Origin of the sequence: Nonomuraea fuscirosea, assembly GCF_003001935.1 — a bacterium.
Classification (GTDB): Bacteria; Actinomycetota; Actinomycetes; order Streptosporangiales; family Streptosporangiaceae; genus Nonomuraea; species Nonomuraea fuscirosea.
Window position 1 is genome coordinate 673580 of the sequence record NZ_PVNG01000002.1, and the last position, 23946, is coordinate 697525.

The window sequence follows — 23946 nt, forward strand, 5'->3', positions numbered from 1 at the left end:
CCGGGGGCGTACGTTTCGCGTACCCGGCGGCTCGCGTACGACCCCGGGAGTAGGGAACAGAGTCGTCCGGTGCGGGATGTGAGCGGAGGGGTGTTCCGAGGAGCATTCCGGCCATGACCTCCTCGAACTCCGTTCCGCGACCGCGCGGCTGGATCGTCTGGTCGTTGCGGGTGGCGGCGACCGGGCATCTGGCCGGGGTGCTCGTCCAGGCGGCGCTCGCCGGGCTGTTCGTCACCGGCGACGTCGATCTGCTGGCCTGGCACCGCGACAACGCCGGCTACACCCACGCGCTGCTCTACCTGCAGCTGGTGGCCTCCGTGCTGCTGTGGCGGCCAGGCCGCGGCCCCGGGTGGCCGGCGCTGGCCGGAGCCGGGCTCGTGGTGCTGGAGACGGCGCAGGTGGGGCTGGGGCAGGCGCGGATCATCGCGGGGCACTTCCCGCTCGGCATGGCCATCTTCGGCCTGTCGGCCGTCTTCACCGCCTGGACCTGGCGCACGTTCCGCCGCTCCGACGCCGGGGACGGTGGCGCGTGAGCCGGGCCGGCGCCGGAGGGTTCTCCCGGCGGGCGTTCCTGGGGGTGCTGGGCGGGGCCGGGCTGGGGGTGGCCGGGTGCAGGGCGACGGACGAGGTGGCGGGGCAACTGCTGCGGAGCGGGGCGCGGCCGCCCCGGCCGTTCACGGTGCCGCTGCCGATCCCGGACGTGGCCAGGCCGGTCAGTCCAGGCCGGTACGAGGTGACGCAGCGGGTGGCGGCGGCCGAGATCCTGCCGGGGCTGCGTACCGAGGTGTGGGGGTACGGCGGCATCTTCCCCGGGCCCACGTTCGAGCTGCGGCGCGGGGAACCCGTCACGGTCGCGGTGCGCAACGAGCTGCCCGTGCCCACCTCCACGCACCTGCACGGCGGCGTCACCCCGCCCGGCTCCGACGGCTACCCGACCGACCTCGTCATGCCCGCCGGCCTCACGCCGCGGCCGGCTCATCCAGGGGAGGTGCACCATCCGCTGGTCAAGGAGTACCGCTACCCGGTCGGCCAGCGGGCGGCCACGCTCTGGTACCACGACCACCGGATGGACTTCACCGCGCCGCAGGTGTGGCGGGGGCTGGCCGGGATGGCGCTGGTGCGCGACGAGGAGGAGGACGCCCTGCCGCTGCCCCGCGGCGAGCGGGAACTGCCGCTGATGATCTGCGACCGGGCCTTCGAGGAGGACGGCTCGTTCCGCTACCCGCAGCCGTTCGACGCCCCGCCGACCGGACACGCCCATGGCGCGAGCGGCGCGACCGGGACGGACGGCGGGCACGGACGGCACGGCCCGCCGGGTGGCTGGGGGCGGCTCGGCGGTGACTACATGGAGGGGGTCGAAGGGGACGTGATCCTGGTGAACGGCGCGCCCTGGCCGGTCGCCGAGGTGACGGCCACCCGCTACCGCCTGCGCCTGCTGAACGCCTCCAACGCCCGCAGGTACCTGCTCCGGCTGACCCCCGGCGGCCGGTTCACCCAGATCGGCAGCGACTCCGGGCTGCTGGCCGCCCCGGTGGCGCACGACGAGATCCCGATCTCCCCCGGCGAGCGGTACGACGTCGTCGTCGACTTCTCCGCCTACCCGGTCGGCACCGCCGTCACCCTGGTCAACGCCCTGGCCGAGGGCCCGGCCGGGAACGTCATGCGCTTCGTCGTCACCCGGCGGGCGCCGGACGACAGCCGCGTGCCGGCCGTCCTGTCCCGCCCGCCGCAGCGGCCCAGCCCCGTCGTGACCCGCCGGTTCGACTTCCGCGCGACGGACGGCGCCTGGACGATCAACGGGCAGCGCTACCGGCCCGGCGTGCCGCTGGCCCGGCCCCGCCTGGGCACCGCCGAGGTCTGGCGGCTGACCGGCGACTTCCGGCATCCCGTGCACGTGCACCTGGCCCACTTCCAGGTGCTGGCCAGGAACGGCCGGCCGCCGGCCGCCACGGACGCGGGCTGGAAGGACACCGTGGACGTGCGCCCGTACGAGGTCGTGGACGTGCTCGTCCGCTTCGACGGCCACCGCGGCACGTACATGCTGCACTGCCACAACCTCGAACACGAGGACATGGCGATGATGGCCGACTTCGAGGTGATATGAGGGGATATGACCACAAGGCCCCTCCCGATCAACCCGCCGAACTACTAGGTTGATCCCTTAGGGGATTATTCATCGGATGACCGACGCCCCCTCGTCTGATGGAGCTAGGAGCAGGCATGCAGATCGTACGGTTCACCAGCCCTCTGACCAGCGCCGACGCCGTCGGAATCGACGACGGCGAGCAGGTGGCGGAGCTGGCCGGGATCACCACCGTGGGCGAGCTGCTCCGATTGTCCTCCGATGAGCTCCGCCGGCGCTGCGCGGAGGCGGACGGGCCGCGGCACCCGTCCGGGTCGGTGCGGCGGCTGGCTCCCGTGGACGGGCGGATGGAGGTGTGGGCGGCCGGCGTCACCTACCGGCGCTCGCGCGAGGCCAGGGTGCTGGAGAGCGAACAGGCCGCCGACGTGTACGAGCTGGTCTACGACGCCGAGCGGCCCGAGCTGTTCTTCAAGTCGGTGGCGTGGAAGGTGTCCGGCGACGGCGGGCGCATCTCGGTCCGCGAGGACTCGGGCATCGACGTGCCGGAGCCGGAGCTCGGGCTGGTGCTGAACGCGCACGGCGAGATCGTCGGCTACACGGTCGTGGACGACGTCAGCTCGCGCACCATCGAGGGGGTCAACCCGCTCTACCTGCCGCAGGCCAAGATCTACCTGGGCGGGTGCGCGGTGGGGCCGGCGATCAGGCCCGCGTGGGAGGTCGCGGACCCGTACGCGCTGGACATCTCGCTGAGCATCGTCAGGGCGGGCGAGACGGTGTGGGACGGCAAGGCGAGCACCTCCCAGCTGAACCGCCGCCTCGACGACCTGGCCGGCTACCTGTTCCGCGCCGACTCCTTCCCCGACGGCGCGGTGCTGGCCACCGGGACGTGCCTGGTGCCCGACCTGCCCTTCACGCTCCAGGACGGCGACACGGTCAGCATCGGCATCGGCGAGATCGGCACCCTGACCACCACCGTGGTCAAGGGCCTGGCCGCCATGAGCTGAGCGCGGCGCGTTCACCGACGGCCTCCCCGTCCAGCGTGGGGCGGTCACCGGCGCCCCCCTCGCCAGGGTGACGGGGCCGGGGGCGGGACCACGGGCGGGCGGTCGTCGCAGGTGATGGTGTTGGGCAGCAGCCACGGCGCCAGCCAGCCCCCGTCGTTCCCGCCCCGGTCCGTCAGCGAGAACTCCGACCCGGTGGCGGGGAAGCCGAACGAGCCGCAGTTGTTCACCCCGACCGCCCCGACGTTGCGCGCGTCGACGTTCTCGAACGTGGCCGACCCCTTCACCCGGGCGCTGACCACGGAGGTGCCGGTGCCGTCCACCCGGATGTCCTTGAAATGCACGTTCGTGATCGCGTACAGATCCTTCACCGACCACTCGCTGACCAGCATGATCGCGTTGTAGGTGCTGTCGAGGAAGTCGTTGCCGGTCACCCGGACGTCGGCGGCGATGTCCCGCTCCAGCGCGTAGAACCAGATGGCGCCCAGGCCGATGTTCCAGTTGAGCTCGTAGGTGCCGGACCTGACCGTCGTGTTGCCGGTGATGTCCAGCCGGCCGGTGAACGGCTCCGCGCCGAAGCGGGAGCCCACCTGGAGGGCGCTGCCCTCCCTGACCGGGTCGGCGATCAGGTTGCCGGAGATCGTGTTGTCGCCGCCGCCGTAGACGGCGATGCCGTTGGCCAGCACGGGGCTCTGCACGGTGTTGCGGGCGAACGTGTTGCCGGTGTCCGGGATCTTCTCCGACCACATGGCCAGGGCGTCGTCACCGGTGTTGCGGATGAAGTTGTTCGCCACGAGCGAGTTCGTGACGCCGGTGTGGAAGTTGATCGCGTCGGCGATCTGGTCGACGATGACGTTGTTCGTGATCCGCACGTCGCTCATCGGGCCGTCGAACCACATGCCGGCCTTGGTGTGCCGCAGGTGCAGGCCGTCGATGGTGGAGTCGCTCATCGCGCCGCCGATGCCGTTGACCTGGTCGGTGTCGATGCGCTCGCGTACGTCGCCCTCGATCGCGAACCCCGACAGGTGCACGTCGCGGCTGCCGCCGTCGGCGGCGTCCCTGCCGTAGAAGCCGACGCCGGTGTGCGTGGAGCCGTCGGGGGCCGGGCGGGGCAGCGCGGTCTCGCGGCCCTTGATGATCGTGTACCAGCTGCCCGCGCCGGTGATCGTCACGTCGTCGACGATGATGTGCCGATCGATCTGGTACGTCCCCGGCGGCACGTACACCTTCAGCCGCTTGCGCTTGGCGAAGGCGATGGCCCGGTCGAACGCCCCGGCCGCGTCCCGCCGCCCCGTGGGGTCGGCGCCGAAGGCCAGCACGCTGGCCGCGAGCAGTTCGATCTTCGGCGGGCCGACGAGCTCGGAGTCGAGCAGGTCGACGACCGTCCACGCGGCCGCGCTCCCGGCCGGGGCGGTCAGCCGCACCCGGTCGCCCGCCCGGTACGTGCGCTTCAGCAGCAGGCGCTGCTCGTCGTAGAAGTGGCTGGGCCGGAACGGCTTGGGGATCACCGGCGGCGGGGTCGTGGCGGCGGGCACGCACGAGCACTCGGTGATCCACCAGTCGGGATGCAGCAGGCCGGCGCCGGGGTCGTTGGAGAACGGGTACTGGTTGTACAGCCATGAGTACTGCGACGTGAGCGTCATCGTGACGCGGTCGCGGCCGTTGACCGTGACGTCGAGCGGCGCGGTGATGCCGCCTCCGCCGGGCGCGTCGGGGATGCTGTAGCGCACGGTGATCGCGTTCGCGCTGGCCGGCAGGGTGAACTCCACGTGCCGGCCCGGCTCCAGCCGGACCGCCCTGCGCCCGGACGCCTCGGCGGGCAGCGTGTACGCGTCGCGTCCCGGGCCGATGACGGTGCCGTTCGTCGCCGCGTTCTCCGCCTCCTGCTCGGCGAAGGCCACCCGGGCGCCCCGGCCCGCGACCAGCGCCGGATCGAGCCCCGCCCGGGTGACGACGGGCGCGGGCGCCGCGGACTCGGCTGCGACGGGGCCGGTGAGGCTCAGGGCCAGGGCGGCGACGGTGGCCGCGATGAGGGTGCGACGCATCGCGTCCTCGTTTCTCTCGGGGGGTGAGGCGACAGTAGGCCGCTCGCACACACCTCCACAAGGCCCTGTGCACTACTTTCAGCGACTCCTCAAATTCTTGCGGCCATAACGCAAACAGCTTGCGTAGATTGCGGCCGGCCTACCAGCCCCACGGATCGTTCTCGGACGAGGGGCCGAACTGGGCCGCCTCCTCGCGCAACCGCCCCGCGCGGCCGCGCAGGTTCTCGGCGGTGGCCAGGCACGAGTCCTCCAGCTCGCCCAGCTCCCGGCGCAGTGACCGCGCCCGGGTGAGGAAGCGCTCCGCGGCGGGCCCCGTCCAGTACGGCTCGCAGTCGCCGGGCTCGACCGGGATCCCGTCGAACGCCTCCGCCAGGCCGCGCGCGTAGCGGGTGAAGGCCGCCGCCAGCGACTCCTTCTCGGCCGCGTCGCGCAGCAGTTGGTGCTTGGTGAGCATGCTCAGCGATCCTCGATCTCCAGCGTCGCGCCGAGCCCGCGGACGACGGTGCGCCAGGCCCGCTCGCGCAGCCCGTCCACGCCGGCGCCCGGCTTCAGCGCCTCGTGCACCGCGCTCGCCAGCGGCTCCGCGCAGCCGGGGTCGCCGGCCGCGGCGTCCAGCAGCACGCGGGCCTCGTCCCGGTGCTCGGCCAGCAGTTGCTGGAACGCCAGCGGATCGCGCTCGTACGCCTGGATCAGGGCGCGCGGGCTCCAGCCTGGGGCGGGCGGGCGGCCGAGCAGGCCCGTCGCCACCCGGTTCAGCATCGCGCCCGACTGGCCGGCCAGCGTGACCAGGTTCGCCAGGACGCCGGCCGGGGCGCTGTCCACCAGCTCATACCATGCGTCCCCGAGGCGCCCGGTCCGCTCCGCGCTCGCGAACGCCTCGGCCAGGACCCGCCCGCCCACCGGCCCACCGTCGGCCGGGACGGCGTCCTCCGCAGGCCCATCGGTGTCCGAGGCGGCGTGCTCCGACAGCAGGCGGGTGAAGGCGTCGGGCCCGAGGGTCGCCAGCAGCGCCGCCGCGTAGGCGGGATCGCCGGTTTTGCCCTCGGCTCCGGCCAAGGCTCGCTCCATCACGTCACCCGCCTCCTCGCCACCCACCTGCCCGTCCGCCTGATCGTCGCCTGCCTCTTCGCCACCCACCTGCCCGTCGTCCGCCTGATCGTCGCCTGCCTCTTCGCCGTCCGCCTGCTCGTCGCCCCCCTCGGCCCCGGTCGCCGTCTCCGGGGCGGCCCGGGCGCCGGTGGCAGGCTGGTCCAGGGCGCGCAGGACGGCGTGCGCGGTCCGTTCGGCGGCCAGCACCGCCTCCGTCTCGCTGCCGAACGGGAAGGCGCCGGTGAGCATGCCTCTCTCCCGCACCGGCACGAGCTGCTCCAGCGTGTCGACGCGCCACTTCAGGTCCTGCTGGGACTCGTGGTAGAACTCCCAGGCGCGGCGCATGGCCGTGGTGCCCCGATGGCCGGCCCAGTCCTGGCCCGCCTCGTCGATGGCGGCGTCCAGCCCGGGTCGCGTCCGGCCGAGGACCCCCTTTCCCGCCTCCATCCGGCGGATCACCTCTTGTGCCCAACGGGGGTCGATCCCTACGAACTCCCCCATGAGCCCTCCCAGAGGGGGTTATCTACCAGGCGGGAGTCAAGCACATCAGAGGCGCCGCCCGACACGCGTTTCACAGAACGGGAATCGCCGCCCTCGGATCACGCGCCGAGCCGGCCGCGCCCGGAGCCGGCCGCGCCCGGAGCCGGGTCCCATCTCATCCCGAGGCGGCCTCCTTCTCGAACGCGCTCAGCGTGGGGTCGTAGTCGAGGGCGCCGATGTCGTACATCGGCGTCATCCAGTGGTAGAAGTTGTCGCCGCGCTCCCGCAGCAGGTCGTACAGCCGGCGCATCAGGCGGCGGCGGACCGGGGCCAGCTCGGGGTGGGTGTAGCGGTTGCTCAGCTCGTGCGGGTCGGCGCGCAGGTCGTACAGCTCGTTGACCGACTCGGGGTTGACGACGAGCTTGTAGCGGTCGTCGCGGATCATGCGCTGCGGGTACGGGAAGTGGTGGCCGTGGTACTCGGCGAGCAGTTCGCCCGGCCACTCCGGATGTTCGCCGCGCACCAGCGGCACCAGGCTGCGGCTGTCCACGGCCGGCCCGGTGTCGCAGCCGGCCAGCTCCAGGATCGTCGCCGTGCAGTCGGTGAGCGACACGAACTCGTCCCTGACCTGCGGCGCAGCCCCCGGGATCCGGACGATGCCGGCGATGCGGTAGATGTCCTCGTACATCGCCGGGCCCTTGTCGTGCAGCCGGTGCGCGCCGGTGAACTCGCCGTGGTCGGAGGTGAAGAACACCGACGTCCGATCGGTCAGGCCCAGCTCGTCCATACGGTCGAGGATGCGGCCGATCTGCTGGTCGATGAGCGTCACGTAACCCCAGTAGACCGCGATCAGCTTGCGGCTGACCTCGATCGGGATCGTGTCGAACGTCCAGTGCGCGCTGTAGTTGCGCTGCACCGGCGGCTTGCCCTCGAACGTCTCCGCGATCGACGGCGGCAGCTCGACGAGGTCGGGGTCGTACATGTCGAAGTACTCGTCCGGCAGCAGATACGGCAGATGCGGCCCGAAGAAGTGGGTGGCCAGGAAGAACGGCCGGCCGTCGGCCGCGTACCGCTCCAGATGCTCGATCGCCCTGGTCGCCAGGTAGTGCTCGAACGTGGCCTCCACCGGCTGGTGCAGCCGCGCCGCCAGCAGGTTGCCCTGGTTGCCGTTGGGCGTGGTGCCCCGGATCAGGTCCGAGATCCGGTACGGCGGCAGCCCCCGCTCCGCCAGGTAGGCCAGGTAGTCGGGGTGGTCGACCGGGTTGTGCCAGCCGGGCAGGTCGGGGCCGTCGAAGCCGTACGAGGCGGCGTTGCGCGTGGTGCCTCCGTGCCACTTGCCGATCAGCCCGAGCTGGTAGCCGCGCTCCTTCAGCGCCTCGGGGAAGGTGAACGCGTCCTCCCGCAGATCCTCCAGGTAGCCGACGTTGCGCTCGTAGTTCGCCAGCAGCCGGTGCCGGAACGGCGCCTGCCCGGTGAGCAGGCTGGCCCGCGCCGGCGTGCAGATGGCCGTCGGCGTGTAGAACCGGTCGAAACGGGTGCCGGTGGCGGCCAGCCGGTCCAGGTTCGGCGTGGCGACGTGCGGGTTGCCGTAGCAGCCGAGCGTGTCGACGCGGTGCTGGTCGGTCATCAGGAACAGCAGGTTCACTTCGTGAAGGCCTTCGTGTAGAGATCGCCGGTGTAGTACGTCGCGGGGTCGGGCCTCGTCTTGAGCTGGCCGGTGCCGACGAAGAAGTCACCCAGGCTGTTCAGCCACTTGGCGACGGTGCCGTCCTTGGTCTTGCCGACCAGGTCCTCGGTCGTCATCGTCTGGACGTTCGCCGCGTCGGCCTTGACCTTGGCCGGGTCCAGCTTGAGCAGCGCGGCCGACTCGGTGATCGCCTCCTCGGGATGCGCCGCCCGCCAGTCGTTCGCCTGCTGCAGCACCTTGATCACCTTGCTGGTGAGCGCGTCGTCCACCTTCGTGCCGCCCACGAACGCGGTCGGGAACGAGCTGTCGGGCCACTCCTTGGTGCTGGCCAGCTCCACCATGTCCGGCACCTGCCGCTTGATGTTGTCGATCAGCGGGTACCAGATGCCGGCCCCGTCGATCTGCCCGGCCGCGAACGCCGACACCACGGTGGCCGGGTCCATCGGCACCTTCTGGATGTCCTTGACCGTCATGCCGGCCTTCTGCAGCGCCAGGTTGAGCACCATGTCGCCGGACGTGCCCTCCGGCACGCCGACCTTCTTGCCCTTCAGGTCCTGGATCGTCTTGACGCCGGGCCGGCCGATGACGCGGTCGGCGTAGGCGAGCGTGTTGATCGCGACGACCTTGGCCTTGCCGGTGGCGGGCAGCCACATCGCGCCGGGGCCGATGTAGCCGAAGTCGAGGTCGCCGGCGCCGAGCGCCTGGATCTGCAGCGGCCCGTTGGTGAACACCTTGATCTCGGGGGTGAGCCCCTGCTTGTCCCACAGGCCCTGCTTGTCGGCGATGGCGAGCAGGCTCGCGCCGTTGTAGTCGCTGATGTAGCCGAACCTGACCGTGGAGCCGTCGTCGGAGCAGGCGGTCACGGACAGTGTCAACAGGCTCACCGCCGTGGCGGCCGTCAGGGCGCGACGAAGAGAACGCATGGCGGATCAGTCCTTTCTCGGGGGGTTGTTCAGGCCGCTGACGCGGCAGATGCCTGGTGGGTGTGGTTCAGGCCGGGTGCCTGGTGGTGTGGGTCAGGCCGCCGACGAGGCGGGCGCCTGGTGGTAGACGGCGTGCCAGACCTCGTTGCGGATGCGCCCGAACTCGGGCGAGAGCCGCATCTCCTCGGTACGCGGGTAGGGCAGGTCCACGTCGATGATCCGCTGGATGCGGCCGGGCCTGGCCGCCATCACGATCACCCGGCTGGCCAGGTAGACGGCCTCGTCCACGTCGTGGGTGATGAACATGACCGTGCGCTGGTCCTGGCTCCAGGTGTCGAGCAGCTGGTCCTGCAGCTGCACCCTGGTCAGCGCGTCCAGGGCGCCGAACGGCTCGTCCATGAGCAGCACCTGCGGGTTCACCGCGTACGCGCGGGCGATGGCGCAGCGCTGCTTCATCCCGCCGGACAGCGTCTTCGGCAGCGCGTCGGCGAAGTCGGACAGCCCGACCAGCTCGATCGCCCGCTCGGCCCGCCGCCTGCGCTCCTCGGCCGGCAGCTCCATGAGCTTCAGCCCGAACTCGACGTTCTTGCGCACGGTCAGCCACGGGAACAGCGCGTACTGCTGGAAGATCACCCCCCGGTCCGGTCCGGGACCGGTGACCGGTTTGCCGTCCACCAGCGTCTCGCCCGCGCTGGCCTCGACCAGCCCGGCGGCCATGCTCATCAGCGTGCTCTTGCCGCACCCGGACGGTCCCACGACGGTGACGAACTCGCGGTCGGCGATGTCCAGCGACACGTGGTCCAGGGCCGTGAAGGTGCCGTCCTTCATCGGGTAGGTCTTGACCACGTCCCTGAACGAGATCTTGGCGTTCAACGGCGCTCCTGCCAGTCGGTGAGGCGGCGCTCGGCGAGCAGCAGCAACCGGTCCATCAGCAGGCCGAGCACGCCGATGGCGATCAGTCCCACGAAGATCGTGGACAGGTCGTAGTAGAGCTGGGCCTGCTGCATCCGGAAGCCCAGGCCTTCCTGGGCGGCGATCAGCTCGGCGGCGACCAGCGTGCCCCAGGCCGAGCCGAGCCCGACCCGCATCCCGACCAGGATGAACGGCGTCGAGGCCGGCACCACGACCTTGAGGAAGATCGTCCGGTCGGACGCGCCGAGCACCCGGGCGGCGTTGATCAGCGTCCTGTCCACGTCCACCACGCCCTGGAACGTGGCCACGACGCTGGACAGGAACGACGCCAGGAAGATCACGAAGACCTTCGGCACCTCGCCGATGCCCATGAGCACGATGGCCAGCGGGATGATCGCCAGCGGCGGGATGGTGCGGAAGAACTGCACGTACGGCTCCAGCAGGCCGCGCGCGGTGGCGTACCAGCCCATCAGGAAGCCGATCGGGACCGCCAGCAGCGTGCCGAGCAGGAAGCCGAGCAGCACCCTGCGCAGGCTGGCCAGGGCGTCGAGCGGGAGGGTGCCGTCCGAGAGCAGCTCGGCCGCCTTGCCCGCCACCTCTACCGGCCCGGGCAGGCCCTGCACGCCGACGCCGGCCAGCAGTGTCCAGACGGCCAGGCCGATGACGACCGCGATCAGGTTGAGCGCGACGGCGCGCCGCGAGCGCTTGGGGCCGCGCCGCACGACCGGGGCCGGCGACGACTTGCCCAGCGCGGTCAGCTGGGTCATGGGTGCCTCGTTTGCGTCATGGAGGGGATCTCCGCCAGGTCGGGACCGGCCGGATAGCGGGAGAGCAGGGGGGATTCGTGCAGGACGAGGGCGATGCCGCCCAGGGCGCCGGCCACCTCGCCGAGCGTGGCGCGGCGCAGGCTCACGCGCTGCCGGGAGACCGGCATGACGTGGTCGTGCAGGGCGCCCTCGATCGGTCCGATCAGCGCGGGGCCGGTCTCCGCGAGCTCGCCGCCGATCACGATCACGCTGGGGCCGATGGCGTTGCAGACGGCGGCGAGCACCTCGCCGATCCTGGCGCCGACCCCGCTCAGCAGGGTCAGCGCGCCCGTCTCGCCCGCTCTGACGGCCTTGACCAGCTCGGGTATGTCCGCGGCCCGGCCGCCGGCGTCACGGTAGGCGTCCAGCACGGCTCTTATCGACGCGACGGTCTCCAGGCAGCCGGTGCCGCCGCAGTCGCAGCGGGCGCCGCCGGGCTCGACCGTGATGTGGCCGAACTCGCCGGAGAGGCCGTACGCGCCGCGGTGCAGCGATCCGCCGACCACCAGCCCGCCGCCGACGCCGTGGGAGAGCCGCAGGTAGAGCACGTCCTGGCCGCCCGCCGCCGCGCCCCAGATGGACTCGCCCAGCGCGGCCAGCCGGGTGTTGTTGTCGAGCAGCACCGGGACGCCGAACCGCTCGCGCAGCAGCAGTTGTGCGGGATGCGGCGCGGAACCCTTCTCGTCCGGATCGGTTCCCTCGACCTGCGCGCCGACCACGCCGACGCCGATCGCGGCGAGCGCGCCCAGGCGCAGCGCCCCCGATCCGGCTCCGGTGAGTGAGCCGACCAGCCGCTCGGCCAGCGCGACCCGCTCCTCCCACGGCAGGTCGGCGTCGTGCGGCTCGCTGGCCGAGCCGACGATCTCGTGGGCCACGTTGACGGCCGCCACGTGCAGCCCGCGCCGGGCGAAGTCGATGCCGATGGCCTGCCCGGCGTCCGGGTTGAGGGTCAGCGTCTCGGCCGGCCTGCCGCGCCCGCGCGGCGCGTCCTGCGAGGTGGCGGTGACGACGGCGCCCTCGGCGACCAGCTCCGCGAGGATGTCGTACAGGGTCGTGCGGGACAGCCCGCAGTGCTTGCCCAGCTCGCCCCGGCTGAGCGGGCCGTGCTTGCGCAGCAGCCCGAGCACGAGCTCTTCGTGCCCGCGCCGGAGTTGCGACAGGGGGCCATGGGGTTGTGCCATGACGCTGAGTCTGCCGACGCCCGGCCTTTTTCGTCAATAACCCGGAAAAAATATTTTCGTCCCGGCCGGGCTCGGGCTCGGGCACCGGCCGGGTGCGCCGGCCTGGTCAGGCGCGGTCGGGGACCGCCATCTCGCCCAGCTCGGACCAGCCGTCCTGGTCGAGGGTGGTGTTGACGATGCGGGGCGTCTCGGCGAGGTGCGGCGGCAGCGTCTGCTGGGCCTGCTTGAAGTGCGCCGACTGCACGTGCGCCGCACCCGCCTCGTCGTCCCTGAACGCCTCCACCAGCACGTACTCGGCCGGGTCGTCGAGGCTGCGCGACCAGTCGAACCATAGGCAGCCCGGCTCGGCGCGGGTCGCGGCGGTGAACTCGGCGGTGATCTCGGCCCAGCGCTCGGCGGACTCGGGCAGGACGCGGAACTTGGCGGTGATGAAGATCATCGAATCGGCTCCCTTGATCGGCGGCGTTACCGACGAGCGTAGCGATCGCTAATTCTCTATATCTCATGTAGGAAATGTTGACTTCGCCGCGCGGGGCTCGTAGCTTCATACGCATGAGTACTCCGGTGTGCTGTCATTGGACGAAATCGTTCGCCGGGCTGGACGTGCGGACGCGCGAGAGACTGCAGGAGACCCTCGCCCACGTCCGGCAGCACACCGGCACATCCATCGCCTTCGTCGCGAGGGAACGGAAGGTGGCGGCCCATCATGGCTGAGACGACACGCCGGTACGCGGCGCCGGACGAGCGCGAGGGCGACGTCCACTGGTACGACCTGCCGGACGACGAGGCGGAGGAGTTCTTCCCCACCGTCCTGGAGGATGAGGAGGCGGTGGCCCGATGACCGTCGTCGCGCTGGTCGGCAACCCCCGCGAGGGCTCCAGAACCCTGACCCTCGCCAGCCGGGCGGCGCAGGCGGTCGGCCGGCGCCTCAACCCGGCTGGCCTCAGCGCCTCGGCGAACGGCACCTCCGGGCGGTCGCACGAAGAGGTCGACCTGTCGGCACTCGGGCCCCACCTGCTCGCCCCCGGCGCCCACCCCGGCGTCGAGGTGGCGCTGGAGCTGGTGCGGGAGGCGAGCGTCCTGGTGGTGGCGAGCCCGACCTACAAGGGCACCTACACCGGCCTGCTCAAGTCGTTCCTCGACCGGCTGCCCCCGCAGGCGCTGGCGGGCACGGTGGCGCTGCCGCTGCTGGTCATGGGGGACGCCGAGCACGCCCTGGCGGTGGAGGTGCACCTGCGCCCGCTGCTGGTGGAGCTGGGCGCGAGCGTGCCCACGCCGGGCCTCGCGTTCCTGGAGGCGGATTTCCCCAGGCTGGAGGAGGTCGTGGCGGCCTGGGCCGACCGGATCGCGCCCCAGGTGCGCGCGATCGCCGCACTCAGGCCGGCGGCGTCGGCCGCCGCTTCCCGAGGCCCGGCATAGGAACCCCGGGGAAACAGATGGGTCAAGGCAGCAGAAAGGGTGTCCTTCCCGCGTTATTCGGGATGCGGCCGGAATTGACGCAGGCGGAAAATCAGTTTCTTTCGCCGATCTTCATTTCTAAAATCGCATTTTGTGGACACACCAACTCTTCTCCAGCATTTCCGGACTCATGACGTTCCGCTGGTTCTGTCCAGGAGCGGCGAGCCGGTCTGGGACGACGCGGAGCTCCACCGGACCGCCCAGCTGAGCGACCCGGAAGGGTACGCGCTGCTCGCGCTGGTGCCCGGTGTGCTCCCCTGGCAGCGCGCCCGCGTCCTGCTGCGGACGCTGGCCGCCACCCAGGACGGCCTGGCCGAGCGGACCCGCGCCACGCTGGCCAAGGCGACCAGGGCGCTCATGTTCGGCCTGCCGCCCGCGTACGCGCTCACCGTCCTGCTGGCGCTGCGCCGGCTGCGGGCCAACCACAAGCACGTCACCCGGGCCGTCGTCGCGTTCGTCCTGGAGCACCCGGAGGCGGACGCGCTGATCGAGGCGCGCCGGCCCGCTCTGGTCGACTGCTTCGAGCACGCGCTCGGCAAGACGACCGCCCGCGCCTGCGCCCGCCTGATCACCGAAGCCGCCGGAACAGCCGGAAGCGATGGTGGCGACACCGGCCGGTACCTGCGCAGGAGTCTGCTGCGCTTCACCGCCGACCCCGTGCTCGCGGCGAAGCGGGTGCGCGCGCTCTACGCCCCCGGCACGTACGGCGTGCCGGCCCCGCAGGAGCCGCCCGCGCCGCTCGACCCGGTCAGGGAGTACCCGCCGATCGTCACCCCCACCAACCGGGGCGACATCGCCGCCACGCTGGTCCACCTCTACCAGGGCGGCCCGGTCGCCGAGCTGCGCCCGGCCCTCGCGGGATACGTGGCGCGGGCGACGCGCGGGCTGCCCCGGCTGGACGCGAGCGTGGCCATGGTGCTGGACACGTCCGGCTCCATGCGCGGGTACGGCGAGCGCGAGTGGGCCCTCATGTCGCAGGCCGTCGCGCTGCGGCTGGTGTTGGCCGAGGTCTGCGACCGGTTCACGGTCGTCGAGACCGGCGGCACCGAGCAGGCCCCGGCGGGCTCGGCCGACCTGGCCGGCGGCCTGCTCGACGCGCTCGGCACCGGCCCCGACCTGGTGGTGGTCGTCACCGACGGCTACGAGAACCACCTGCCTGGCGATCTGGCGCGGGTGGCGGCCACGCTGCCCGGAGCCGGCGTCACCACGCCCGTGGTGCGCTGCCTGGCGGCGTTCACCAAGGGCGACGACCTGACCCTGCGCGACCCGGCGCCCGGCCTGCCCGGACAGGCGTTCTGGCACCAGGACGACTTCGCCGGGCTGCTGGCGTGGATGTTCGCCCACTGCGCGCCCGGCGTGAACTGGATCCGCGCGACGATGCTCGGCCGACTGGAAGGAGGACGGACATGACGAGCCTTGCCACACTGCTGCCCGAGCCGCTCGACCTGGGCGGCTACCGGGCGGGCACCCCGCAGCGCGCGGGGGCGCTGACGATGGTACCGGTCTACGGGCCCGCGCGCCCCGGCATCGTGCCGCCCCGCTCCGGGCTGAAGCTCAAGCGGGTCGTCGGCTACGGCCAGGTGGAGCTGTCGAACGGCGCCCGCGAGGGGGTGGCGATCGTGCCGCTGCACATCGGCTACATCCAGGACGCCGCCCAGAACCACGCCCTGTGCGCCTCGGCGCTGCTGGGCGCCGGGCAGACCAGGCGCTTCGACGACGCCTGCTGCGTCCAGGCCGCCCAGGGCGGTTACCTGGAGGGCCGCGACCAGTGGTTCTTCGTGCTGCCCGCCGAGCTGCGCGCCAGTGCGCTGGCGCTGCGCGGGCAGCACAACTACAGCAAGCTGTGGGACGAGATCAGTGAGCTCAACCGCGCGTGCGGGCTGCCCTCCAGGGGCCACCTGGAGCAGATCCTGTCGCGCAGGCGGGCCACGCTGACGCAGTTCCAGAGCCGGCTGGAGCTGATGCCGGGGCAGCTCGGCGCGCTGTTCTTCCTGGGCGACCGGTTCGCGGGACTGGAGCTGGCGCCCGACCCCGTCTACTTCGCCGAGGTGTGGACGGCTCTCGTCTGCTTCGCGTACGGTGTGGCGGCCTGGCGGGCGGAGCCGGAGCCGGAGGAGGCGCGGCCGTACGAGGCGGAGAGCCTGGCCGAGCTGCGCGCCGAACTGGCGCGCGACCGGGCGGTGCGGCTGGCCGAGGTGGCGTCCTGGATGCCGGCGCCCGCCCGCGACGTGCGGATGGTCGAGGAGGAGCGCTACCTCGACCTGCGGCTGTCCACGCTCACCGCCGGCGGGCTGGCCGGGCAGGTGGTCACCGAGCACGGGCGGCCGGTGTACGCCTCGGTCTTCACCACCAGATGAAGCCGGATGAAGCCGGATAAAACCGGTTGCGACGCCCGCGGGGGCGGCGTTGAATGATCAGTGCGGGAACTGTTCCGGGCGCGGCGGCAAAAACCCTCATTCCATGTAAGGGATGGTCGCTACGACGACTCTTCGTGTCGCCGAGGCGCCGGACGCCTGTCCCGCACTTTTCAACTGCTTATACGCTGATATTTCTCATTTGACAAGATCTTGTCAGCCAGGGTCGGCGATGTTACCTCTTTCGGGGAGATGCGCGAAAGCTGCGCATCCCTGACACGCAGGAGGGAAAACGTGTCGACCAAGCCCTGGTTACGCAGCACACTCATCGTCGCCGCGCTCACAGCGTCGGCTCTACCCGTAGCGGGGGCGGCCCGGGGAGAACCCGGCGGGCAGGCCGCCGTCGTCCATGACTTCCAGGCGGAGAACCACGGCGAACCCGACGTGGACAACCGCCAGGGCCGGGTGCCGCCCCCGGCGGAGGCCGACCGGCGCGCCGCCGCGACGGACGCGCGGATCACCTGGAACGCTCTCGGCACCCCGGCCGCCGTCGTCAGCGCGAAGCCGCTGGCCGAGGGCCTGGGCTCCGACCCGGTCCAGGCCGCCAAGACCTACCTCAAGAACAACCAGAACGTCTTCGGGCTGACGGCCGAGTCCGTGGACGCGCTGGAGACGGTCGCGGTCAACCCGATCGGGGAGGGCGCGGCCGTACTGCTGCGCCAGCGCTTCGGCGACCTGCCGGCCGGCGTGGACGGTCTCGTCGCCGTCGGCGTGTCCGGCGGCCAGATCAGGCACGTGACGTCGACGCTGTCCCGCAGCACCGAAGCGCCTCCGGCCGCGGCCATCACCGCGGAGCGGGCCATGGAGATCGCGGCCGCCGACGGCGGCATCGACCTGGCCACGGCGATCACCAAGCAGGCCACCCCGGTCGCGGTGCCGGCGCCCGACGGCGTGCACAACGCGTTCCAAGTCGTCCTCATCGGCGGGGCTCAGGGCGCCGAGGCGGGGTACACGACGCACGTGGACGCGGTCAGCGGCGCGATCCTGACCAGGGAGAACCTGGTCGACCATGTCGACCCGGAGAACCCGCGCTGGGCGGCCTTCCCGTCGAACCCGCGCGACGACTACAGCTCCAAGGACTCCCGCCAGACCTGGTGCTACGCGCCCGGCCCCCGCTGCGACTACGTCACCGGCGGCGACCCGGGGACGGGCAAGGCGTGGGACGTGGACCACGCCACGAACGAGCCTGCGAACACCAGCCTCGGCAACGCGGCCAGGACCTTCGAGAACCGGGCGAACGGCGACCCGTTCTCGGTCGGCACCCGCTCCAACGTGCCCACCCCGAGCCGTAACTACGTCTACCCGTGGAAGAACGCCTGGTACCAGGCCAAGTGCGACCCCGCGGCGCTCGACCAGCCCGGCGAGGCCGACCTCGAGGCCGCCATCGCCAACCTGCACGCCATGCACAACCGCATGCACGACTGGTCCTACCGGCTCGGCTTCACCGAGACCGCGTGGAACATGCAGGCGGACAACGGCACGCGCGGCGGACTCGGCAACGACCCCGAGCAGGGCAACGCCCAGGCCGGCGCGCGGGTCCTGTCCGTCCGCGACAACGCCAACCAGATCACCGGCCCCGACGGGGTCGCGCCGATCACGAACATGTACCTGTGGCAGCCGATCGCCGGCTCCTTCTACTCGCCGTGCGTGGACGGCGACTACGACATGTCGGTCATCGGCCACGAGTACACGCACGCCATCTCCGGCCGCATGATCGGCGGGCCCAACGCCGGCTGGAGCGGCACCCAGCCCGGGGCCATGAACGAGAGCACCTCCGACCTGTTCGCCATGGAGTACCTCTACGAGTACGGCTTCCGCCCCTCGGGCCAGACCCCGTACGTCACCGGCGGCTACGTCACCGGCGACAAGGGGCGCGGCATCAGGAACTACGACATGTCGAAGTCGCCGCTCAACTACAGCGACCTGGCCTACGACATCGTCGGCACTCAGCCGCACGCGGACGGCGAGATCTGGTCGGCCACGCAGTTCGACGTGCGCGCGGCCTTCGTCAAGCGGTACGGCCAGGGCTCGGCCAAGCAGCAGCAGGCGTGCGCGGAGGGCCGGACGCCGGTCGGGAAGTGCCCGGGCAACCGGCGCTGGGCGCAGCTCTCGTTCGACGCGCTGCTGCTGATGGCCACCGGCGCGGTCAGCTACGTCGACCACCGTGACGCGCTGCTGGCGGCCGACGCGATCCGCTTCGGCGGGGCGAACCAGGACATCATGTGGCGCGCGTTCGCCGAGCACGGCCTGGGCGACGGCGCGGCCAGCAACGGCGCGAACGACGCCGACGCGACGCCGAGCTTCGTCAACCCGGCGGGCCGGAACGGCTCGCTGCAGCTCAAGCCCCTGGGCGAGGCGAAGGGCGCGGCGCTGCGGCTGTACGTGGGCGACTACGAGGGCCGCGTCGTCCCCGTCGCCGACACCGACCCGGCCACCCCGCTCGGTGACACGGTCGAGATGACCCCCGGCCAGTACGACTTCGTCGTCGTGGGCGCGGGCTTCGGCCACAAGCGGCTGAAGTACGCGGTCCTGCCGGGTGTCAAGCTGCCGCTGCCGCTGGCGCTGACCCGCAACCACGCCTCGGCGGCGAACGGGGCGGCGGCGACGGGCGACGGCGTCAACCAGCTCAGGCTGATCGACGACACCGAGGCGACGAACTGGGCCTCGCTCACCGGCGCGCCCGCGGGCAAGTCGGTCGTGGTGGACCTGGCGGGCGACAAGCCGGTCAAGATCCGCCGGGTGCAGGTCAGCGCCCTGCTGCGGCCGAACGTCGGCGACCCGGCCGACCCCGGCGCGCAGAACCGCTTCTCCAGCCTGCGCTCGTTCGAGGTGCTGGCGTGCAGCGCGAACTGCGCCGACCCGGCCAGTTTCCGCAAGGTCTACACCAGCCGCGCGAACGCGTTCGACGCCGGCCTGCCGCGGCCGCGAGGCGCCGACATGCTGATCAAGTCGTTCGACATCAGGGACACGAACGCCACGCACCTGATGCTGCGCGCGCTCAGCACGCAGTGCACCGGCAACCCGCTGTACGCCGGTGAGCAGGACGCCGACCCGAACTCCGCGACGGACTGCGCCACGGCCAGCCCGCAGCGGGATCAGGTCAGGGCGGCCGAGTTCCAGGCCTTCTCGCACTGATCCCTTCCCTATCCGGCAGCGGCCCACGTCCCGGCCTGGGGCACGGGCCGCTGCTGCCCGGCCTGATCGACGCCCATGCGCACGCCTTCGACGGCGACCTGGCCGAGGCGCTGACGTTCGGCGTCACGACCGAGCTGGACATGAACAACCTGCCGCCCACCCTGGCCGTCCAGCGCCGCCTGGCCGCCGAGCGCGACGACGTGGCCGACCTGCGCAGCTCCGGCATGGTCGCCACCGCGCCCGGCGGGCACCCCACCCAGATCATGACCGCGGACGTGCTGCGCGCCTTCGCCAGTGACACCGGTCTCGACACGGTCGCCGACGCCGACCAGACCAAGGCGTTCGTGCGCCGTCCGGGCCCGTGCACGGGGCCGGTCTGCACCGCCAGGAGCGGCGGTGACCGGCGGTGGCGGGGGCTTGTGCGGCAGTCTGGAGGCATGGACCTGGTGGCGTGCGCGCGGGCGGCGTTCGGATGGGATGACGGCGTCGTGGTCTCGGAGGGGCGGCGGGGCGCGCTGGGCCAGATCTGGCGGGTGGAGACGGGGACGGCGTCGTACGCGCTGAAGGAGATCTTCGGCGAACCGCCGGCGGAGGCGCTGGTCGCGGCCGAGCTCGCCTTCACCCGGCGGGCCGCCGCGCACGGGGTCCGGCTTCCGGCGAGCCACCCGAGCCGCGACGGCCGCCATCTGGTCGAGACACCCGGGGGGACGTGGCTGCGCCTGTACGACTGGATCGACCTGAGCCCGGTCGACCCGGCGGGCCCGGCCACGCCGGAGGCCCTGGGGGCGCTGTTCGCCCGGCTGCACCGCTGCGCTCCCGCCGTGACCGCCGAACCCGACGGGCAGGACCCCGACCCCTGGTATCACCGGCCGCCCGACCTCAGCGCGTGGGATCGGGTAGTAGGCGCGGTGGGTGCGGGGGAGCAGAGGCAAGGCGCGGCCGGCGCGGGGGAGCGGGTGGCAGGTGCGGTGGATGTGGTGTGGGGGGATCGGCTGCGGGAACGGTTGGTCACGGTGCCCGAGCTGAGTGCCGTGGTCGTCCCGCCCGAGCCGGCCGCCCTGATCCTCTGCCATCGTGACCTGCACCCGGACAACGTCCTGACCGGCCCGGAGGGCGAGCTCGTGGTGGTGGACTGGGACCGCCTCGGCCCCGCTGAGCCGGGACGGGAGCTGGCCATGGCCCTGTTCGACTGGTTCTGCGACCCGGCGCCCGACCTGCCCGCCATGCGCCGCATGTACCGGGCCTACCTGCGGGAGGGCGGGCCCGGCCGGATCGACGGGCCGGACGCCTTCTCCATGCTCGTCGCCTCCCGGCTGAACTTCCTGCTGCTCCAGACGCGCATCGCACTCGACCCGGGCGCCGAGCCGCGGCACCGCGCGTGGGCGGAGCGCGAGATCGACGAGGCGCTGCGCATCATGCCGGCGCCCGCCCACCTGGCCGCCGTGCTGGAGACGCTGGAACAGGGCCGGGGCCCGGCGGACGATCGCCGGGCCCCGGGGCGCGCGTGACCTGAGGTCACGTCCTAGTAGATGCGGTGCTTGCTGCCGCAGTGGTCGAACTTGCCGCCCCAGCAGGTGAACGTGTAGACCTTCTTGATCCCCTTGCCGTTCCAGCTGCCGACGGTCTTGCCGTCCCAGGACCGGTTGAACTTGTGCCAGCCGCCGTTCTGGTAGAACTCGAACCAGATCCAGCCCTTCTTGCCGCCGCGCTTCTCGACGCCGTACCACTTCGTGTAGACCTTGCCGTGGGACTTCCAGGTCTTGCCGAAGGTGTAGGCCTTGCGGTCGCTGGAGAAGTACCTGCCCCAGTTGCCGAAGCTCGCGGTGCCGCTCTCGGCGGTGGCCACGGTGCCGGTGGCGGCGCTGGTGCTCGCCTGGGCGGTGGCCGGGACGAGGGCGAGGCCGGTCATGGCCGTCGAGCCCGCTATGGCGGCGATCGCCAGGATCTTACGCATGTGGGTGTCCTCCCCTGTCGGTGCTGCCGGGTGGTCCGGCAAACAGGACAGTACGGAGATCTGCGCCGCCCATCTGCGGAGGAATCCACACATCAAGAGTGACCGCCGACACACCTCACCGCTTGATCGATCAGGGCTCGGCCGGTCAGCGCTTGACGGAGAACGTCCGGTCCGCGGCGAACGGGACGAACGCCGGCTGCGCCGCCCTGGCCTGCGGCGCGGCCTGCCCGCACGCGGCCAGCAGGTAGTACTGGACGATGGCCACGTCTATGGGGCTCACCTGCGGGACGCCGTTCTCGTCGACCGTCTGGTACTTGGTCAGGTTCTGCCCGATGGACAGCTGGCGCTGACCGTCCTCGCTGGTCAGCGAGTCGGTGGCCATGCCGAAGACGCTGCCGCTGTGCCCCCAGAACCGGCCGCACGGCAGGTCGGTGGAGTAGAGGCCGAGGCCGTAGTTCAGCAGGCCGCCGCCGACGTTCACCGGCACCGTCTTCCGCATCTCGGCGAGCTGCTCCTGGCCGATCACCTCGCCGCGCAGCAGGGCCCGGTAGAAGCGGTTGAGGTCGTCCATCGTGGAGGTGAGCGCGCCCGCCGTCGAGATCCACGACATGTTGTAGACGCTGTAGTCGCGCGGCGGGTCGATGAGGCCGAACATCGACTCGTACGCCTTCGAGTGCGGCCCCGGGATGAGCGGCGTGCGCGGGAACGACGTGTGCCGCAGCCCGGCCGGGCGGATGACGTGCTGGGTGATGTACCGCTCCGCGTCCATGCCCGTCACCTTCTCCAGCAGCAGGCCGGCCAGCACGTAGTTGGTGTTGGAGTACACGCCGGGCGTCGTCCCGGGCTCGCCGGTCGGCGCGGCGCCGAGGCCCAGGCGCACGAGCTCCAGAGGGGTGAACGTACGCAGCCGGTTGTCGTCGAGGCTCTTCGTCGAGCCCTCCAGCAGCGACGGGAACGCCGGACCCACCAGGTCGGCGATGTGGCTCGTGTGGTTGAGCAGCATCCGTACGGTGATCTTCGTGCCGCGCTCGCCCGGCACGACGTCGGGCAGGTAACGGCCGACGGGGGCGTCCAGCTCGATCTTGCCCCGGGCGACCTGCTGGAGCACGGCCACCGCGGTGAACGTCTTGGTGATGCTGCCGACCCGGTGCACCATGTCCGGCCGCACGGGGCGGCGGGTGCGCACGTCGGCCACGCCGGAGGCGCCCCGCCAGCTCTGGCCGCCGTCACGGGTCTCGGTGTAGACGCCGTACATGCCCGCCTCGTGCACCGCGTTCAGCGACTCGCGCAGCGCCTGCCGGTCGAGCCCGGTCCCGGCCGTGGCCGGCTGGGCGGGAAGTGCGGCGAGCAGCAGGCCGGCGGCGGTGGCGGCGGCCGTCCGGCGGACGGCGGTGTTCTTTCCCAGCTGACGAATGACCATGAGTGAAGCATGATCGAAGCGGGGGTGTCCGGGTCAGTCCACTGTGTCACCGGTCGTCCATGACAGGAGTCATACGGGACGGTTCGTGCGGGCGGCAGACAGGGCCGGCCGACGCTAGGCCTACGGGACGGTTCAGGCGGTTGGCAGGCGCTACCCTGCAGTGTCGGTCGTTTGCGCGGTCGTTCCCGAAGGAGAGGACGCAGCGTATGCCCCACGCGGCCAGGCCCACGGTCACGCTGCACGACGTGGCCGCGGCGGCGGGCGTCTCGGTCGCCACCGCGTCCCGGGTGCTCGGCGGCAGCGCCAGGAAGGTCGCCCCCGAGTTCCAGGCCCGCGTGCTGGCCGCGGCGGCGGCCCTGCGCTACACGGTGGACGCCTCGGCCAGGGCGATGCGCCGGGCCAGCGACTCGATCGCGCTCGTCGCCGACGATCTCACGACGCCGAGCATGGGCCTGGTGGTGGCGGCGATGGAACGCGAGGCGCGCACCGCGGGGGCGTTCGTCACTGTGTCGTCCACGATGGGCGATCCGGAGCGCCAGGCGGAGACCGTCCGCGTGCTCAGGTCGTTGCGCCCGCGCGCCCTCGTGCTCACCTCCAACCGGCTGCTGGCCGCCGCCGCCGAGGACCGGCTGGTGAAGGAGCTGCTGGCGTACGAACGGGAGGGCGGCCGGGTCGCCGTGGTCGGCGAGACGGACCTGACGTTCGACACGATCGCCTTCGACAACGTCGGCGCGGCCCGTGCGATGGGCGGGTTCGTCGGGCGCGCCGGGCACCGGCGGGTGGCGATCTTCGTCGGCGCGGGGGACCGGCGGAACATGAGCGACCGCACGGCCGGGTTCGTGGCGGGGCTGCGCGCGGAGGGCGTCCGTGCGAGCGACATCGAGCTCGTGTCCTGCCGGGCCGACAGGGACGGCGGGTTCGCCGCCGCGCGCGAGCTGGCCGAGGCGGGGATGGACGGCAGGCAGGCGGTTCTCGCGAGCAACGACGCCATCGCGATCGGCGCGATGTCGGCGTTCCGCGCGGCTTGCCTGAACGTCCCTGACGACGTCTCCGTGACGGGGATCGACGACCTCCCGCTCGCCTCCGACGTGACGCCGCGGCTGACGACCGTGGCGCTGCCGCTCGCGCGGGCCGGGGCCGAGGCGATCCGGTTCGCGGTGGGGGAGCGGGGGCCGGCCAGGCGGCTTGTCCTTGCGGGACGGCTGATCGTCAGGGACAGCCTCCGGCCTCGTCCGTGACCCGCGTGTCTTGACGCTCCGGGTAATGGGCGGGCAAACTGCGGAATACGTTTTCCCATGGCGTACGGAAGAGGTGCTGTCCGACCGGCGGGTTGACCAGCACCGAGCGCCGAGCCGGGA

22 protein-coding genes are annotated in these 23946 nt (G+C 72.0%); 11 read left to right on the forward strand and 11 right to left on the reverse strand.

The features are described 5' to 3' along the window. Positions 1-113: 113 nt before the first annotated feature. From B0I32_RS06510 to B0I32_RS06520, 3 genes are all read left to right on the forward strand, one after another. A complete protein-coding gene (locus B0I32_RS06510; RefSeq protein ID WP_106235831.1) occupies positions 114-533 on the forward strand; it encodes a hypothetical protein in 420 nt (139 codons plus the stop codon). Continuing rightward, positions 530-2104 (forward strand): multicopper oxidase family protein, encoded by a 1575-nt coding sequence (locus tag B0I32_RS06515; protein WP_106235832.1) that lies wholly within the window; start codon positions 530-532, stop codon positions 2102-2104. Before B0I32_RS06510 ends, B0I32_RS06515 begins: the two co-directional genes overlap by 4 nt. Before the next feature lie 116 nt (positions 2105-2220). Then, positions 2221-3087: a fumarylacetoacetate hydrolase family protein gene (locus B0I32_RS06520; RefSeq protein ID WP_106235834.1), complete on the forward strand. Its 867-nt coding sequence runs from the start codon at positions 2221-2223 to the stop codon at positions 3085-3087. Positions 3088-3131: 44 nt separating this feature from the next. On the opposite strand, the gene B0I32_RS06525 is transcribed toward B0I32_RS06520, so the two are convergent. The 9 genes from B0I32_RS06525 to B0I32_RS06565 all read right to left on the reverse strand — a co-directional run bounded on the left by B0I32_RS06525 (position 3132) and on the right by B0I32_RS06565 (position 12646). Next, positions 3132-5129, reverse strand: coding sequence for a glycosyl hydrolase family 28-related protein (locus tag B0I32_RS06525; protein ID WP_106235835.1), 1998 nt, complete (start codon positions 5127-5129; stop codon positions 3132-3134). Positions 5130-5268: 139 nt separating this feature from the next. Next, positions 5269-5583, reverse strand: a complete 315-nt coding sequence (locus B0I32_RS06530; RefSeq protein WP_106235837.1) for a hypothetical protein — start codon at positions 5581-5583, stop codon at positions 5269-5271. Between the two features lie 2 nt (positions 5584-5585). After that, positions 5586-6719 (reverse strand): hypothetical protein, encoded by a 1134-nt coding sequence (locus B0I32_RS06535; RefSeq protein WP_146178062.1) that lies wholly within the window; start codon positions 6717-6719, stop codon positions 5586-5588. A gap of 154 nt (positions 6720-6873) precedes the next feature. Further along, positions 6874-8343 carry a sulfatase family protein gene (locus B0I32_RS06540; RefSeq protein WP_106235841.1) on the reverse strand — a complete coding sequence of 490 codons (1470 nt, stop codon included), beginning with the start codon at positions 8341-8343 and terminating at the stop codon, positions 6874-6876. After that, entirely contained in the window at positions 8340-9308 is a 969-nt protein-coding gene (locus B0I32_RS06545) for an aliphatic sulfonate ABC transporter substrate-binding protein (RefSeq protein ID WP_106235843.1), read from the reverse strand. The genes B0I32_RS06540 and B0I32_RS06545 overlap by 4 nt, the downstream gene beginning before the upstream one ends. Positions 9309-9401: 93 nt before the next feature. Further along, complete coding sequence (locus B0I32_RS06550; RefSeq protein ID WP_106235845.1) at positions 9402-10181, reverse strand: ABC transporter ATP-binding protein; 780 nt, start codon at positions 10179-10181, stop codon at positions 9402-9404. Continuing rightward, positions 10178-10987 carry an ABC transporter permease gene (locus B0I32_RS06555; protein ID WP_106235847.1) on the reverse strand — a complete coding sequence of 270 codons (810 nt, stop codon included), beginning with the start codon at positions 10985-10987 and terminating at the stop codon, positions 10178-10180. Before B0I32_RS06555 ends, B0I32_RS06550 begins: the two co-directional genes overlap by 4 nt. Further along, positions 10984-12207: an ROK family protein gene (locus B0I32_RS06560; RefSeq protein ID WP_106235848.1), complete on the reverse strand. Its 1224-nt coding sequence runs from the start codon at positions 12205-12207 to the stop codon at positions 10984-10986. The genes B0I32_RS06555 and B0I32_RS06560 overlap by 4 nt, the downstream gene beginning before the upstream one ends. Positions 12208-12313: 106 nt before the next feature. Further along, entirely contained in the window at positions 12314-12646 is a 333-nt protein-coding gene (locus B0I32_RS06565) for a putative quinol monooxygenase (RefSeq protein ID WP_106235849.1), read from the reverse strand. Between the two features lie 113 nt (positions 12647-12759). On the opposite strand from B0I32_RS06565, the gene B0I32_RS57475 reads away from it, so the two are divergent. The 7 genes from B0I32_RS57475 (at position 12760) to B0I32_RS57480 (ending at position 20722) form a co-directional block, all read left to right on the forward strand. Further along, complete coding sequence (locus tag B0I32_RS57475) at positions 12760-12921, forward strand: hypothetical protein (protein ID WP_181307085.1); 162 nt, start codon at positions 12760-12762, stop codon at positions 12919-12921. Next, positions 12914-13048: a hypothetical protein gene (locus tag B0I32_RS60845; protein WP_281262574.1), complete on the forward strand. Its 135-nt coding sequence runs from the start codon at positions 12914-12916 to the stop codon at positions 13046-13048. The genes B0I32_RS57475 and B0I32_RS60845 overlap by 8 nt, the downstream gene beginning before the upstream one ends. After that, the gene (locus tag B0I32_RS06570; RefSeq protein WP_106235850.1) at positions 13045-13626 is read left to right on the forward strand and encodes an NADPH-dependent FMN reductase; all 582 of its coding nucleotides are present in this window, start codon (positions 13045-13047) and stop codon (positions 13624-13626) included. The genes B0I32_RS60845 and B0I32_RS06570 overlap by 4 nt, the downstream gene beginning before the upstream one ends. A gap of 132 nt (positions 13627-13758) precedes the next feature. Further along, positions 13759-15075, forward strand: a complete 1317-nt coding sequence (locus B0I32_RS06575) for a vWA domain-containing protein (RefSeq protein WP_106235851.1) — start codon at positions 13759-13761, stop codon at positions 15073-15075. Further along, positions 15072-16022, forward strand: a complete 951-nt coding sequence (locus tag B0I32_RS06580; protein ID WP_106235853.1) for an ARPP-1 family domain-containing protein — start codon at positions 15072-15074, stop codon at positions 16020-16022. The genes B0I32_RS06575 and B0I32_RS06580 overlap by 4 nt, the downstream gene beginning before the upstream one ends. Before the next feature lie 291 nt (positions 16023-16313). Next, entirely contained in the window at positions 16314-19214 is a 2901-nt protein-coding gene (locus B0I32_RS06585; RefSeq protein WP_245955638.1) for a M36 family metallopeptidase, read from the forward strand. A 140-nt stretch (positions 19215-19354) separates the two neighbouring features. After that, the gene (locus B0I32_RS57480; protein ID WP_106235856.1) at positions 19355-20722 is read left to right on the forward strand and encodes a phosphotransferase enzyme family protein; all 1368 of its coding nucleotides are present in this window, start codon (positions 19355-19357) and stop codon (positions 20720-20722) included. A 14-nt stretch (positions 20723-20736) separates the two neighbouring features. Here B0I32_RS57480 and B0I32_RS06595 read toward each other — a convergent pair whose 3' ends face one another. Further along, a complete protein-coding gene (locus tag B0I32_RS06595) occupies positions 20737-21168 on the reverse strand; it encodes a hypothetical protein (protein ID WP_106235858.1) in 432 nt (143 codons plus the stop codon). Between the two features lie 145 nt (positions 21169-21313). Next, positions 21314-22588, reverse strand: coding sequence for a serine hydrolase domain-containing protein (locus tag B0I32_RS06600; protein ID WP_106235859.1), 1275 nt, complete (start codon positions 22586-22588; stop codon positions 21314-21316). 206 nt (positions 22589-22794) lie between these two features. Between B0I32_RS06600 and B0I32_RS06605 the strand changes: the two genes are divergently transcribed. Further along, a complete protein-coding gene (locus tag B0I32_RS06605; protein WP_181307087.1) occupies positions 22795-23826 on the forward strand; it encodes a LacI family DNA-binding transcriptional regulator in 1032 nt (343 codons plus the stop codon). The last annotated feature ends 120 nt before the right edge of the window (positions 23827-23946 follow it).